Annotated in this window: 12 protein-coding genes; 8 read left to right on the top strand and 4 right to left on the bottom strand. The window is 61.1% G+C overall.

The genetic code is table 11. The features are described from left to right. Window positions 1-21 precede the first annotated feature (21 nt). The 4 genes from HU755_RS09795 to HU755_RS09780 all read left to right on the top strand — a co-directional run bounded on the left by HU755_RS09795 (window position 22) and on the right by HU755_RS09780 (window position 6923). Entirely contained in the window at window positions 22-3615 is a 3594-nt protein-coding gene (locus tag HU755_RS09795; protein ID WP_186631980.1) for a DUF2339 domain-containing protein, read from the top strand. Then, the gene (locus tag HU755_RS09790) at window positions 3612-4976 is read left to right on the top strand and encodes a DUF3999 domain-containing protein (RefSeq protein WP_186631977.1); all 1365 of its coding nucleotides are present in this window, start codon (window positions 3612-3614) and stop codon (window positions 4974-4976) included. Before HU755_RS09795 ends, HU755_RS09790 begins: the two co-directional genes overlap by 4 nt. A 330-nt stretch (window positions 4977-5306) precedes the next feature. Next, on the top strand, window positions 5307-6317 hold the full coding sequence (locus tag HU755_RS09785; RefSeq protein WP_039756611.1) for a class 1 fructose-bisphosphatase: 1011 nt from the start codon (window positions 5307-5309) through the stop codon (window positions 6315-6317). 3 nt (window positions 6318-6320) lie between these two features. Beyond that, on the top strand, window positions 6321-6923 hold the full coding sequence (locus tag HU755_RS09780) for a DUF924 family protein (protein WP_186631974.1): 603 nt from the start codon (window positions 6321-6323) through the stop codon (window positions 6921-6923). A gap of 1 nt (window position 6924) precedes the next feature. Here the strand turns inward: HU755_RS09780 and HU755_RS09775 are convergent, their stop codons facing one another. The 3 genes from HU755_RS09775 to HU755_RS09765 form a co-directional block, all read right to left on the bottom strand. After that, window positions 6925-7257: a type II toxin-antitoxin system RelE/ParE family toxin gene (locus tag HU755_RS09775; protein WP_186631971.1), complete on the bottom strand. Its 333-nt coding sequence runs from the start codon at window positions 7255-7257 to the stop codon at window positions 6925-6927. Then, window positions 7254-7526 (bottom strand): type II toxin-antitoxin system Phd/YefM family antitoxin, encoded by a 273-nt coding sequence (locus tag HU755_RS09770; protein ID WP_186624005.1) that lies wholly within the window; start codon window positions 7524-7526, stop codon window positions 7254-7256. The genes HU755_RS09775 and HU755_RS09770 overlap by 4 nt, the downstream gene beginning before the upstream one ends. A gap of 219 nt (window positions 7527-7745) precedes the next feature. Further along, entirely contained in the window at window positions 7746-9638 is a 1893-nt protein-coding gene (locus HU755_RS09765; RefSeq protein WP_202885361.1) for a methyl-accepting chemotaxis protein, read from the bottom strand. 281 nt (window positions 9639-9919) lie between these two features. Between HU755_RS09765 and HU755_RS09760 the strand changes: the two genes are divergently transcribed. Continuing rightward, the gene (locus HU755_RS09760; RefSeq protein WP_186552118.1) at window positions 9920-10174 is read left to right on the top strand and encodes a hypothetical protein; all 255 of its coding nucleotides are present in this window, start codon (window positions 9920-9922) and stop codon (window positions 10172-10174) included. 30 nt (window positions 10175-10204) lie between these two features. After that, window positions 10205-10774 (top strand): lipocalin family protein, encoded by a 570-nt coding sequence (locus HU755_RS09755; RefSeq protein WP_186552117.1) that lies wholly within the window; start codon window positions 10205-10207, stop codon window positions 10772-10774. A 120-nt stretch (window positions 10775-10894) separates the two neighbouring features. Here the strand turns inward: HU755_RS09755 and HU755_RS09750 are convergent, their stop codons facing one another. Further along, window positions 10895-12259: a formimidoylglutamate deiminase gene (locus HU755_RS09750; protein WP_186631966.1), complete on the bottom strand. Its 1365-nt coding sequence runs from the start codon at window positions 12257-12259 to the stop codon at window positions 10895-10897. Between the two features lie 146 nt (window positions 12260-12405). On the opposite strand from HU755_RS09750, the gene hutC reads away from it, so the two are divergent. After that, window positions 12406-13116: a histidine utilization repressor gene (gene hutC / locus HU755_RS09745; protein ID WP_163013658.1), complete on the top strand. Its 711-nt coding sequence runs from the start codon at window positions 12406-12408 to the stop codon at window positions 13114-13116. After that, the gene (locus tag HU755_RS09740) at window positions 13113-13685 is read left to right on the top strand and encodes a HutD family protein (protein WP_186631963.1); all 573 of its coding nucleotides are present in this window, start codon (window positions 13113-13115) and stop codon (window positions 13683-13685) included. The genes hutC and HU755_RS09740 overlap by 4 nt, the downstream gene beginning before the upstream one ends. Window positions 13686-13934 lie beyond the last annotated feature (249 nt).

The raw sequence follows: 13934 nt of genomic DNA, 5'->3' as shown, positions 1-13934 counted from the left end.
GGCCGCTTAGGGATATCGACCATGCAATGGATGTTCATGTTGATCGGGCTGGTGCTCGGCGGACTGCTCGACGAATCGTTCACCGCCGCGCTGCTGGGTGCGCTGCTGGGCCTGGTCGTCGGCCAGACGCTACGCATTGCGCGCCTTGGCACCGAGGCGGCGGAGCAACAGCGCCAACTTGAGCAGGTGCGAGAGGCGTTGCAAGGCGTGGCCCAGCGTCTGTTTGTGCTCGAGGGTTCACCCACGCACGCGGCGGCACCGCCGAGTGTGGAACCTGAAGCCGAGTCAATCGCCGAATCCGTCGAGGTGGCCGATCAGGCCGCGGCCCCAGTCTCTGAGCTGATCTGGGAACTGCCGCCGGAACTCGAACCGATCACCACTGCTGCCCGCGAGACCAGCCAGCCGTTGCCGGCCGATGTCTGGCGCGCCGAGCCGGCGCCTGTTGAACCACCACAAAAACCTGCCGAACCGCGTGGCCCGAATCTGATCGAGCGCGGCATCAACGCCGCGCGCAACTGGTTGTTCGGTGGCAACACGGTGCTGCGTGTCGGTGTCGTGCTGTTGTTCTTCGGCCTGGCCTTTCTGTTGCGTTATGCCACTGAAGGTATGGTTGTGCCGATCGAGTTGCGGTACGCCGGGGTCGCTGCCGCGGCGCTCGGCTTGCTCGCGCTGGGCTGGTGGCTGCGCCGGCGCAACAGCAACTACGCGTTGATGCTGCAGGGCACCGGCATCGCGGTGCTGTACCTGACGGTGTTCGCAGCGATGCGTTTGCATCCATTGCTCGACCCTTCGGCAGCGCTGGGATTGCTGGTGGCAGTGACGGTGTTCTCGGCGATTCTGGCGATTACCCAGGATGCGCCGGGGCTTGCGGCGGCGGCAGCATTGGGCGGCTTCGCTGCGCCGATCCTGACCTCGACCGGCGCCGGCAACCATGTCGCGCTGTTCAGTTATTTCGCCCTGCTCAACGCAGGCATTCTCGCCATCGCCTGGTTCAAGGCCTGGCGCCTGCTGAATCTGATCGGTTTCGTTGGCACCTTCGGCATTGGTTTCGCCTGGGGGCTGCGCGCGTATACGCCGCAGTTGTTGTGGAGCACCGAGCCATTCCTGCTGCTGTTTTTTCTCATGTACCTGGCCATCGGCCTGCTGTTTGCCCGGCGCAAGTTGCTCGACATGCCGGACGCGCCGGCGGATAGCGACCGCGAGGCGCTGCTGCACTGGTCGGCGCGCAAGGGCGATTATGTCGACGGTACAATGCTCTTTGGTCCGCCGATCGTGGGTTTCGGTTTGCAGTTCGCGCTGGTGCAGCACCTGGAGTTCGCGGCAGCCTTCAGTGCGTTGGCCTTGGGCATGATTTACATGGCGCTGGCCAAAGTGCTGATGGGCGGACGCGCGGTGTTGCTGGGGGAAACCTGTCTGGCGCTCGGGGTGATCTTCGCCAGTCTGGCGATTCCGCTGGGGCTCGATGCGCGCTGGACCTCGGCGGCGTGGGCCGTCGAAGGCGCGGGGATTTTCTGGCTCGGCTTGCGCCAACAGCGGCCATTCGCCCGGGTCTTTGCCTTGTTGCTGCAACTGGGTTCGGCGCTGGCATTTCTCAGCCAATTACGTGCCGGCGAAAGCAGCCTGCTCGACGGTGCGCCGCTGGGCGCGTTGATGCTCGGCATGGCGTTATTGTTCAGCTTCGTTCAACTGCGCAAGGCCGCGCCAGAGCAGGCATCGCTGTGGGAGCGCCAAGGCTTGCCGGTGCTCGCCTGTCTGGGGCTGACCTTCCTGTATCTGCTGGCACCGCTGTTCTTCTTCATTCAGGGCACGGCAATCAGTTGGGCGCTGGCCGGGTTGGTGACGCTGTTGGTCGGCCTGCGCATTCAATCGCGCACGTTCCTGTTCACTGCGTTCGGCGTGCAATTGCTTGGCGGGGCGTTGTTCCTGTTGCGCCTGCAAGGGGCGGGCGAGGGTTCGAGCGCCGTGTTCAGCGCCGGCTGGAGCGGTTTGCTCAGCGCTTCGTTGATCGGTCTGGCGTTAATCGCCGGCATGTTGCTGGCGGCTCGCGATGACATGGTGCGCGGCGATGTGCGACTGCTGCGCGGTCTGCCGGTGGTGCTCCTGGCGGGGTTGGTGCTGATCAATCTGGCGGTGCTGTTCGTGCTGCCGTGGCAGACCGCGAGTGCGGTGTGGGCTGCCAGTGGCGTGCTGATTATCTGGCTGAGCCTGTACCTGCAGCAGCGGGTCAGTTTTGTTTTCGGTTTGCTGTTACAGGTGATCGGCGGCGCGGCGTTCTTGCTCGCCGGTCCGCAATGGCTTGGGCCGTTGTCGAGCGAAGGATTGAAACCGTTGGCCCATGGTGGCTTCTGGACGCCGCTGGTACTGGGGCTGGCGGCGATGATCGGTGCGTGGCGCTTGCAACTGGGCAAGCATGCCACGGCGTTCGATGCGTTGAGTTTGCAGCGCTTGTCGGCCGTGTTGCTGGTGTGGGGGGGTGGCTGGTGGACGCTGGCGTGGCTCAGCGAAATCTTGCGTTTTGCCCCCGCGAATCTGCAAGGCCCGTGGTTGCTGCTGGCCGCGGCGCTCAGTGTGGCGTTGTGGACGCTGTTGGCGCTGCGCCTGAAATGGCCGGCGCTGGGTCTGCTTTGCACCGCGCTGATTCCGGCCGCGGCACTGGTCTTGCTCGGCGCCTGGCATGCGCGTTATCACCCGGCGGCCGACTTCGGCTGGCTGGCGTGGACGGCGGTATTCGCGGTGCATGTCTTCAGCCTGCGACGGCTGGCGCCGATGTTGCCGGCCCGGGCTTTGAGCGCGGCGCATGTACTCGGCTGCTGGCTGCTGATAGGCGTGCTGGCGCTGGAGTTGCGTTATGGCCTGCTGCTGTTGTCCGAGCGATACAACGCCTGGCGCTGGCTGGGCTGGGCGATTCTCCCAAGTGTGTATCTGCTGCTGATGGCCGCACCGCGCAGTGGGCCGTGGCCGGTCGCCACGTTTACCCGCGAGTACCGCTTGTACGCTGCCGCGCCGCTGGCGGTGTTGATGCTGGCGTGGTTCTGGCTGGCCAACAGCGTCAGCGATGGCAATGCCGAACCGCTGCCTTACGTGCCGCTACTCAATCCGCTGGAGCTGGGTCTGTTGTTCGCCTTGTTCGGCGTGTATGTCTGGTCGCGTCGTGCGGTGGTGCAATGGGCGATCCGTCAGGATTACGCCGATCATGCTACGCAACTGATCGCCGGGGTTTCGCTGTTCGCCTTCTGTACCGCAATGGTGACCCGTGCCGCGCACCATTGGGCGGCGATCCCTTTCGAGCTGGATCAACTGCTCGCCTCGATGCTGGTGCAGGCCGGGTTGTCCATCGTCTGGACGCTGATGGCGCTGGGGCTGATGATCGGCGGGCATCTGCGCCATCGCCGCGAAGTGTGGCTGATCGGCGCGGCGCTGATTGCGCTGGTGGTGGCGAAACTGGTTTTTGTCGAACTGAGCAACCGTGGCGGCCTCGCCCGGATCGTTTCGTTTATTGGCGTCGGCGTGTTGCTGTTGGTGGTGGGCTACTTCGCACCGCTGCCGCCCAAGCGTGTTGAAGCTGAACCGGTGGCGGACAAGCCCGCGCCGGAAACCGAAGGAGTTGTATCTTGAGTCGCATGCTGAATCTGGGTTGGTTGGCGTTGGGCGTGGTGATGCTGGCCGGCGCCCAGGAAAAACCGGCGGACTTCGCCACGCAGGTGCCGCTGGCAACCAGCGGTAACGGCCCGTGGTATCGCCTCGACCTGCCGTTGAGCGTGCAGTTGCAGGCGCGCCAGACCGATCTCAGCGACTTGCGGGTGTTCAACGCCGCCGGCGAAGCGCAGGCCTACGCCCTGGCTCGCGAATCGGCGCAGACCCGCGACGACGGCAAGCTGCACGAAGTGAAGTGGTTCCCGCTGTACAACGCCGCCGACGCCAGCGAGCGCGCGCCGAACGTGCGCGTGCAATCGACGACCAGCGGCACGCTGGTCGAAGTGCAGCCATCCTCGCAACTGGAGGCAGGCGAAGAGGTGTTGCGGGGCTGGCTGCTGGATGCCAGCGCAATCAAGGCGCCACTGCAGCAGTTGGTCCTCGACTGGACCAGTGAGCGCGACGGCTTCCAGCGGTTCAGCATTGAGGCCAGTGACGATTTGCAGCACTGGCAGCCGTGGGGTGAGGGGCAAGTGGCGCGGTTGACCTTCTCTGATGAGCGGATCGAACAACACGAAGTGGCCTTGCCGGGGCAGTCCGCGCGCTATTTGCGCCTGTTGTGGGATTCACCGAATTCGGCGCCGACCCTCACCTCGGCGCAATTGAAAAGCAGCGATCCGCGCAACGTCCCGCTACCGCTGGTCTGGTCGCAGGAAGTGGCCGGCAGCAGTACCAGGGCCGGGGAATACACCTGGCAATTGCCGATGGGACTGAACGTCGAACGGGTGCAGGTTGAGATCCGGCAGTCGAACAGTCTGGCACCGGTGACACTGGCCGGCCGCCGCGAAAGCAGCCTGCCGTGGCAGACCTTGAACAGCGGTTTGCTCTATCGCCTGACGCAGAACGCTCAGGACGTGGTGCAGAACGAATTGCAGCTCTACGGGCAGACCGTGCAACAGTTGAAGCTGACCGTGGATGAGCGCGGCGGCGGTCTGGGTGAACAGGCGCCGAACCTGAAATATGCGGTGCGGGCGACGCAGGTGATTTTCCTCGCGCGTGGCGATGGACCTTACAGCCTGGCGGTGGGTAATCCTCGCGTGAAAACGGCGAATCTGCCGCTGGCGACGCTGATTCCGGATTTCAAACCAGAGAAACTGGCGACGTTGGGCAAGGCGACGGTGCAGAGCGAAGCCGTGCTCACACAGACCTCGACGGCGACGACGGCTGCGGTGGCCGAGACCCACTGGAAGAAGATCGGGTTGTGGGCGGTGCTGCTGCTCAGTGTGGTATTTCTGGGGGCGATGGCGTTCAGCCTGTTGCGCAAGCCTCCTGCCAATACCTGACAAGGCGGATGCTGCGCATCCGATCGCGAGCAGGCTCACTCCTACAGTGGCCTGCATTTCTTCAGGTGGAAAGCGGTCCCTGTAGGAGTGAGCCTGCTCGCGATAGCGATCTACCTACCAACAAAAGACCAAAACTGTCGCATCACTCGCCCCCCCCGCCGCCTCGTTTCGAACTACGCTGAATCCGACACCTGAACTCTCCACCGACAATCACGTCTCATACAGGCAAATACACCCAGGCGCACGTTAGCCGGCGTCTTCGCTCGCTAGGTTTTCAGACTCCCTGTAAACTGCGCGGGTTTTTAGCCCCCCATTCCACCGGAGCCGTCCATGTCCCGCGTTACCTTGAGTCGCTATTTGATTGAGCAGACCCGCAGCAACAACACTCCTGCCGATCTGCGCTTCCTGATCGAAGTGGTGGCGCGTGCCTGCAAGGAAATCAGCCACGCCGTGTCCAAAGGCGCCCTGGGTGGTGTTCTGGGCAGCATGGGCACCGAAAACGTACAAGGCGAAGTGCAGAAGAAACTCGACGTGCTGTCGAACGAAATCCTGCTCGAAGCCAACGAGTGGGGCGGTCACCTGGCCGGCATGGCGTCCGAAGAAATGGACAATGCCTATCAGATCCCGGGCAAATACCCGAAGGGCGCCTACCTGCTGGTATTCGACCCGCTGGACGGTTCGTCGAACATCGACATCAACGCGCCGGTCGGCACCATCTTCTCGGTACTGCGTTGCCCTAACGAATACCTGAGCCAGAACGAGCCGCTGAACGAAAAAGCCTTCCTGCAGCCAGGCACCCAGCAAGTGGCTGCCGGTTACGCGATCTACGGCCCGCAGACCATGTTGGTACTGACCCTGGGCGACGGCGTCAAAGGCTTCACCCTGGACCGCGAAATGGGCAGCTTCGTGCTGACCCACGAAGACATCACCATTCCTGAAACCACTCAGGAATTTGCGATCAACATGTCCAACCAGCGTCACTGGGAAGCCCCGGTGCAGCGCTACGTCGGCGAGTTGCTGGCCGGCGAAGAAGGCCCGCTGAAAAAGAACTACAACATGCGCTGGGTCGCGGCAATGGTCGCTGACGTGCACCGCATCCTGACCCGTGGCGGTCTGTTCATGTACCCGCGCGACAGCCGTGAGCCGTCCAAGCCGGGCAAGCTGCGCCTGATGTACGAAGCCAACCCGATGTCGTTCCTCGTCGAACAAGCGGGCGGTGCCTCCACCGACGGTCACCAGCGCATCCTCGACATCCAGCCGGAAGGCCTGCACCAGCGCGTCGCGGTGTTCCTCGGCTCGAAAGAAGAAGTCGCCCGCGCCACGGCCTACCACAAGGAATAAACCATGCACGCGCCCTGGCAGCCGTTGCTCGACTGGTGGTTCGGACACGCCGAATCAGCGAACGAAGTAGCGGCCGAAAAGGGCAAGTTGTGGTTCGGCAAGCGAAAAAGCCAAGACCTCAAAGCGCGTGAGCGGTTCGGGGTCTTTGTCGATCAGGCCCTGGCCGGCGAATTGACCGAGTGGACGCAACGTCCCGAAGGTTGGCTGGCCGTGGTGCTGCTGCTCGATCAGCTGCCGCGCATGATCTATCGCGACACCCCCAAAGCCTTTTCCGGCGACCTGCTTGCGCAGAAACTCGTCGCGCAAGGTATAGCGGCGGATTTTGATCGACAGTTGAAACCGATTCAGCGGGTATTCATTTATCTGGTGTTCGAACACTGCGAAAACCTCGCGGTGCAGAATGAGGCGGTTTCCCGGTTTATCGAACTGGTGGCTGAACAGCCGGAGGCGGAGCGGGCGGTGTTCGCCGATAATCTGGACTATGCCGAACGGCATCAGAAGGTGATTGCCCGGTTTGGAAGGTTTCCGCATCGCAACGCGGTGTTGGGGCGGGAGTCTACGGCTGAGGAATTGGAGTTTCTTTCGCAGCCTGGCTCGCGTTTTTAATTCAAGGATTACCTTGTAACAATCGCTTCATCAGGAGTGCAGGTAAGCTTTTTCGAGTGTCGACAACGATGTGGATGTAGACAGTTTTTTCCCGCACCTCATAAATCACCCGATTCATTCCCGAAACTATTTGCCGGTACTGGCCGAGGTTGAGCTTTTCGATTTCTTCCGGAATTGATCTGGAAAAAGGCGAGTCAGCCAAGCCGTTAATGGCAGTCTTGAGATCGGCGCAGGTGATTTGCCAGATTGCATTTGAAAATTGTTTGATGAGATAGGTGCGCAGTTCTTTGAGATCGGTTTGGGCTGACTGGAGAATGACGACCCTTAACTTCATTGCAGATCGGCCTTGTCCAGTTCCGAGAATACCCTCTCGGCGTCATCGAATTTGCCTTCCTCGATTTCCCGATTGCCCATTGCCAGTAATTTCAGCAAGGCCATCGTGTCTTCCTGTTCTTCAAAGCTTTTAACGTCCATGACCACGAGCTTGGCTTCGCCGTTTTGTGTGATCACCAGTGGCTCGCGGCTTTCTGTGATCGTTTTGACAATCTCTGCCGTATGACTTTTCAGATAACTGATAGGTTTGATTTGTGCTGAAAGCTTCATGGAATTAGCTCGCCAAGTGGAATCGGACTGAGTTTAGTCTTAATTCAGTCCGGCGTCAGTGCGAGCTGATCAGTGTATTCGATGTTGAGGTGTGCCCATTGAGGCCGCCTTCGCGAGCAAGCCCGCTCCCACAGGGTTTTGTGGTGGAACACAAATCGCGTAAACACCGAAGATCCCTGTGGGAGCGGGCTTGCCCGCGAAGAGGCCAGTGCCAGCAGCCTATATCCTGAAGCTGCCGACCAGTTGCTTCAACCGCGCCGCCTGCTGCTCAAGGTCTGAACACGCGCGCAACGTTGCCTGCAAGTTCTCCACGCCTTCCTGATTAAGCGTGTTGATCTCGTTGATATCGACGTTGATCGACTCGACCACCGCCGTCTGCTCTTCGGTCGCGGTGGCCACCGACTGGTTCATCCCGTCGATTTCACCGATGCGCTGGGTCACGCTGCCCAGGCGTTCGCCCGCCTGGTTGGCGATGCCGACGCTGCTTTCGCTCTCGCGCTGGCTCTCGGTCATGATGGTTACGGCCTGACGGGCGCCGACCTGCAATTCCTCGATCATCTTCTGCACTTGCTGCGCCGAATCCTGGGTGCGGTGCGCCAGATTGCGCACTTCATCGGCAACCACGGCAAAACCGCGCCCGGCTTCACCGGCGCGCGCAGCTTCGATCGCGGCGTTGAGCGCCAGCAGGTTGGTCTGTTGGGAAATGCTGGTGATCACTTCGAGAATCTGGCCGATGTTCACCGTGTTGCTGTTGAGGGTTTCGATGTTGCCGCAGGAATCGCTGATCTTCGCCGACAGTTGTTGCATGGCCTGGATGGTTTTATCCACCACCTGCTGACCGTCAACCGCCAGGCTGCGCGCGTCGCTGGAATGCTGCGAGGCGAGTGCTGCGTTCTGGGCGATTTCCTGGGCCGCGGCGCCGAGCTGATTGATCGCCGCGGCGACGCTGTTGGTGCGGCTGGCTTGCTGGTCGGAGTTGTACATTGACGAGTTCGAAGCAGCGACGACGCGCAGGGCAACTTCGTTGACTTGGCCGGTGGCCGAGGACACTTCGCGGATCGAGGTGTGGATGCGCTCGACGAAGCGGTTGAACGACGTGCCCAGCGCGCCGAATTCATCGTTGCCGTGAATCACCAGACGCTTGGTCAGGTCGCCTTCGCCTTCAGCGATGTCTTGCATGGCACGGCCCATGGTCAGCAGTGGTTGCATCAGGACCCGAATCAACAGGCTGAGCAGGGCGATGATGATCAGCACGGCGATGGCCATGGCGATCAGTGCCGACGTGCGGAACTCGCTGAGCATCGAGAACGCGGTGTCTTTATCCAGTACCAGTGCCACGTACCAGTCGGCCGACGGCACGCCGTTGATGCGGGTGAAGGAAACCAGTTGGGTCTTGCCGTCGAATTCGACTTCCTTGAGGCCCGGGCTGACTTGCGGTGCACCGTTCGGATAGGCCTCGGCGAGCGTCTTGAGCACCAGTTTGCTGTCCGGGTGGATCAGGATTTTGCCCTCGGCACTGACAATGAACGCATGGCCGTGGCCGTCGAAGTTCAGCGAGTTGATGATCGCGCTGACGCTGCTCAAGTCGATGTCGGCACCGGCGACGCCGAGCATCTGACCCTGGCGCTGCACCGGCGTGGCGACGGTGATCACCAGTTTGCCCGAGGAGGCGGCGATGTAGGGTTCGGTGACGATGGTCTGTTGTGCGCTGTTGGCTGCCTTGTACCAGCCGCGGGCACGCGGGTCGTAGTCCGGCGCACGGTTGCCGGCCGGCACCGAGAACATTACGCCGTCCGCGCCGCCAAAATAGCTGAGCTGGAAATTGCCGGTGTAGGCGGGCAGATCGATGATGCGCTTCAGGCTGGCGGGCGCGTTGCCGTCCACTGCGACTTGCTGGGACAACGATTGCAGCAACTGAATGCGGCTGTCCAGCCAGGTCTGGATGTTGCTGGACGTCAGGCTGCCCAGTTCCTGCATCGTCGAATCGGTGCTGCTGCCCAGCGCTTCGCGTTGGCGATAGTCGTTGAATAAAATGAAACAGGCGAACGCAACAGCCACCACAAGGGCGGCAGCCAGCAGAATCTTGTGGCTGAATTTCATGTTTCTGGTCATTGAATGAACTACCGCGAAGGGACTGGTCAAGAAAGCGCGGCAATTTGCCATATCCGGCGGCTGTGCGCTGCTCTTATTTCGACCGCGCCGCGCCAAAGATTAGGCGGCTACGACGAAAGTCGACGAAATGCTCGACAGCGTCACGAAGTTTTTGATTTGTCGAAAAAAGCCAGACGGGCGGGCAAATAAATAGCCGTCCGCCCACGGAACCAGATGAGGGTTTTCTCTTCTAAGCTTCTGGTTGGCACCATGCCATCCCCCCTCGTTCCAGGAGTTACACCATGTCGCTGCGATCTCTCGCCCTGCTGTCGTTTTGCGTGCTGTTGGCCGCATGCAGCAAGGTCAATCAGGAAAACTACTCGAAGCTCTCGGCCGGCATGGCCAAGTCAGACGTGGAGACCCTCCTCGGCAAACCGACTGATTGCTCGGGCGCGCTCGGTATGTCCAGCTGCACCTGGGGCGACCAGAAAAGCTTTATCAGCGTGCAGTATGCTGGTGACAAAGTGTTGATGTTTTCCGGCCAAGGCCTGAAGTAAACCGGGGCTTCGCGCCCACGGAGAAGAAAAATGAAGCGGTTATTGCTGATCCTTTTTGCCGGCCTGGTACTGGCCGGCTGCGCCACTTCCGGCGTGGACCCGTTGGCGCCGAAGACCGTCGACAGCGTCAATCTGAAACGTTACCAAGGGACCTGGTACGAGCTGGCGCGTCTGCCCATGTATTTCCAGCGCCATTGCGCACAATCCGAAGCGCATTACACGCTCAAGCCTGACGGCAATATCGGTGTGCTCAATCGCTGCCTGACGCCGGACTGGCAGTGGGAAGAGGCCAAAGGCACGGCTTATCCACAAGTCCCGGGCAAGACCGACAAGCTTTGGGTCGAGTTCGATAACTGGTTTTCGCGCCTGATCCCCGGTGTGGCGAAGGGCGAATACTGGGTGCTGTACGTCAGCGACGATTACAAGACCGCGATTGTCGGCGACCCGAGCCGCAAGTACATGTGGCTGTTGTCACGCACACCGACCGTCAATGGCGTAATCCGTGAAGAGTTGCTGAGCAAGGCACGTCAGCAGGGCTACGACACCACGCGATTGATCTGGCGGGCGTCGGATCGGCAGATGGCCAAAACTTCGAATTAAGCCGCGATACAAAACAAATGTGGGAGCGGGCTTGCTCGCGAAAGCGGTGTGTCAGTCGCCAAATCCGTTGACTGACACGCCCTCTTCGCGAGCAAGCCCGCTCCCACAGTTCATTTTGCGCTAGCCTAAAAGATCGCGCAGGACCTGGGTGAAAGCTCGCGCGCTGTCTTCTTCACCGGCATGCCGTCCATCGCGCACCACCCACTGACCATTCACCAGCACATCGCGCACCTGGCGATCGCCGCCGGCAAATAACCAGCGATTCAGAATCCCGTCACCCGAGGCCGTCGCCAGATACGGATCGTTGCCATCGAGCACGATCCAGTCCGCACGTTTGCCCACGTCCAGCGCGCCGATCGGCTGCCCCAGCGCCTGCGCGCCACCGTCCAGCGCGGCGTCATACAGCGTGCGCCCAACCATCGGCTGATCCGCGCCATACAAGCGGTTGCGCCGTTGATCGCGCAAGCGCTGGCCGTATTCCAGCCAACGCAGTTCCTCAACCACACTGAGCGATACATGGCTGTCGGAGCCAATGCCCATGCGCCCGCCCTGCGCGAGGAAATCCACTGCCGGGAAAATCCCGTCGCCCAGATTCGCTTCGGTGGTCAGGCACAGGCCGGCGATGGCGCGACTCTTGGCCATCAGCGTGACCTCTTCCGGATTGGCGTGGGTCGCATGGACCAAGCACCAGCGCTCATCGACTTCGATGTTCTCAAAGAGCCATCGCAGTGGACGACGCTCGCTCCAGTTCAGGCAGTCGTCGACTTCCTTTTGCTGTTCGGCGATGTGGATGTGCACCGGGCATTGTTTGTCGCTGGCGGCGAGCACTTCGCTGATCTGCTGCGGTGTCACCGCGCGCAACGAGTGGAAACACAGCCCCAGCGACTGCGCCTTTTGCTGTGCCAGTAACGGCTGCAGGCGCGATTGCAGGTTCAGGTAGTTTTCCGTGCTGTTGATGAAACGGCGCTGGCCGTCGTTCGGGGGCTGACCGCCAAAACCGGAATGGCTGTAGAGCACCGGCAGCAGGGTCAGGCCTATGCCGCTTTCACTGGCGGCGTGGCTGATGCGCAAGGCCAGTTCCGCCGGATCGGCGTACGGCTGGCCGTTGCTGTCGTGGTGCACATAGTGGAATTCGGCGACCGAGGTGTAACCGGCCTTGAGCATTTCGATGTACAACTGCCGGGCGATGACGCCGAGCTGATCGGGGCTGATTTTTCCGACGAGGCGATACATCAAATCGCGCCAGGTCCAGAAACTGTCGTTCGGATTGCCGGCCACTTCGGCCAGACCCGCCATTGCCCGTTGGAAAGCGTGGGAATGCAGATTGGGCATTCCCGGCAGCAACGGCCCGCTCAGCCGTTCGGCGCCATCTGCAGTGGAATCGGCCTGGATGCGGGTCAGCAGGCCTTCGGCGCTGACCTCGAGACGTACATTGTTGGCCCATCCGTTAGGCAGCAGCGCGCGTTCGGCAAAGAAGGCGGACATGGTTCAGCACCCCATCGTGTGTTATTTGTATATACATATACAGACGTTTGCCTGCCCGGTAAACTCCGGCAAGCTAGTCACTTTCATCCAATGAACAGGGATCAACCGTGCCGACTCCGCCTCCAGTCTCTCCGTTGGCCGCGAACATGGGCGACAGTCCGGCGCCCTTGTACGCCCGCGTCAAACAGATGATCACCCAGCAGATCGACAGCGGTAACTGGCCGCCGCACTACCGCGTGCCATCCGAGAGCGAGTTGGTCAATCAACTTGGTTTCAGCCGCATGACGATCAACCGTGCCCTGCGCGAAATGACCGCCGACGGTCTGCTGGTACGCATGCAGGGCGTCGGCACGTTTGTCGCCGAGCCGAAGAGCCAGTCCGCGCTGTTCGAAGTGCACAACATCGCCGACGAAATCGCCTCGCGCGGCCACCGTCACACCTGCCAGGTCATCACGCTGGAAGAAGAGGCCGCCGGTTCCGAGCGCGCACTGGCGCTGGACATGCGCGAAGGGCAGAAAGTGTTTCACTCGTTGATCGTGCATTACGAAAACGACATTCCCGTGCAAATCGAAGACCGTTTCGTCAACGCACTGGTCGCCCCGGAATACCTCAAGCAGGACTTCACCCTGCAAACTCCTTATGCCTATCTGAATCAGGTGGCGCCGCTGACCGAAGGCGAACATGTGGTCGAGGCGATCCTCGCCGAACCGTCCGAGTGCAAACTGCTGCAAATTGAAAAAGGCGAGCCGTGCCTGTTGATTCGCCGGCGTACCTGGTCGGGGCGTCAGCCGGTGACGGCGGCGCGTTTGATCCATCCGGGTTCGCGTCATCGTCTGGAAGGGCGGTTCCATAAATGAAATATGAAGTGAAGGTTCTCCGCGCCGAAGGCTACCCGCGCATGCCGTGGAAAAATGGCGGCGGCAGCACTGAAGAAATCACCCGCGACGCGGGTGCTGGCCTGGACGGTTTCGGCTGGCGCCTGTCGATTGCCGACATCGCCGAATCGGGCGGTTTTTCGACCTTCGCCGGCTACGAGCGAGTGATCACCGTGTTACAGGGTGACGGCATGACCCTGTGTGTCGACGGTGACGATACCCGTCCACTGTTACCCCTCGACCCGTTCGCCTTCAGTGGCGAAAGCCAGGTGTCGTGCACCTTGCTCGGCGGTGCGATTCGCGACTTCAATCTGATTTATGCGCCGCAACGTTACAGCGCGCGGTTGCAGTGGCTGGATGGCGAGCAACGGTTTTTCAGTTCGGCGGGGACGGTACTGGTGTTCAGTATCAGTGAGCTGATGGACGTGCGTGTTGGCGACGGTGTTTCGCAGCTCGGTCGGCATGATTGCCTGCAACTGGACGGCAACAGCGGGCTGGTCGAAGTCTCCACCAACGCCGCATGCTGCGTGATCGAACTCCTCAAAAACTGAACACACCCCTGTGGCGAGGGGATTTATCCCCGTTGGGCTGCGCAGCAGACCGCTTTTTTAATCGAGAATGGGGCCGCTTCGCGACCCAGCGGGGATAAATCCCCTCGCCACAATCGCGTTCACACTTCCCGTTTCCCTCCGCGCACCAACTTGTTACCGAACGCCCCAGCGTGGCGCAATACCACGCTCTCGCAGCCAATCCCAACCTCCCCAAAATATCTGCGAAGAAAATTTCATTCACGCCAGGAC

It is taken from the genome of Pseudomonas sp. SWRI111 (genome assembly GCF_014268555.1).
Lineage (GTDB): Bacteria > Pseudomonadota > Gammaproteobacteria > Pseudomonadales > Pseudomonadaceae > Aquipseudomonas > Aquipseudomonas hamedanensis.
The sequence above is the reverse complement of the archived record's forward strand: the minus strand, read 5'-3'. Positions and strand labels throughout refer to the sequence as shown.

Excerpts from the sequence above, each read along its gene's own strand:
- HU755_RS09795 (WP_186631980.1), top strand. The coding sequence starts at position 22 with ATGCAATGGATGTTCATGTTGATCGGGCTGGTGCTCGGCGGACTGCTC.
- HU755_RS09785 (WP_039756611.1), top strand. The coding sequence starts at position 5,307 with ATGTCCCGCGTTACCTTGAGTCGCTATTTGATTGAGCAGACCCGCAGC.
- HU755_RS09780 (WP_186631974.1), top strand. The coding sequence starts at position 6,321 with ATGCACGCGCCCTGGCAGCCGTTGCTCGACTGGTGGTTCGGACACGCC.
- HU755_RS09775 (WP_186631971.1), bottom strand. The coding sequence starts at position 7,257 with ATGAAGTTAAGGGTCGTCATTCTCCAGTCAGCCCAAACCGATCTCAAA.
- HU755_RS09770 (WP_186624005.1), bottom strand. The coding sequence starts at position 7,526 with ATGAAGCTTTCAGCACAAATCAAACCTATCAGTTATCTGAAAAGTCAT.
- HU755_RS09765 (WP_202885361.1), bottom strand. The coding sequence starts at position 9,638 with ATGACCAGAAACATGAAATTCAGCCACAAGATTCTGCTGGCTGCCGCC.
- HU755_RS09760 (WP_186552118.1), top strand. The coding sequence starts at position 9,920 with ATGTCGCTGCGATCTCTCGCCCTGCTGTCGTTTTGCGTGCTGTTGGCC.
- HU755_RS09755 (WP_186552117.1), top strand. The coding sequence starts at position 10,205 with ATGAAGCGGTTATTGCTGATCCTTTTTGCCGGCCTGGTACTGGCCGGC.
- HU755_RS09750 (WP_186631966.1), bottom strand. The coding sequence starts at position 12,259 with ATGTCCGCCTTCTTTGCCGAACGCGCGCTGCTGCCTAACGGATGGGCC.
- hutC (WP_163013658.1), top strand. The coding sequence starts at position 12,406 with ATGGGCGACAGTCCGGCGCCCTTGTACGCCCGCGTCAAACAGATGATC.
- HU755_RS09740 (WP_186631963.1), top strand. The coding sequence starts at position 13,113 with ATGAAATATGAAGTGAAGGTTCTCCGCGCCGAAGGCTACCCGCGCATG.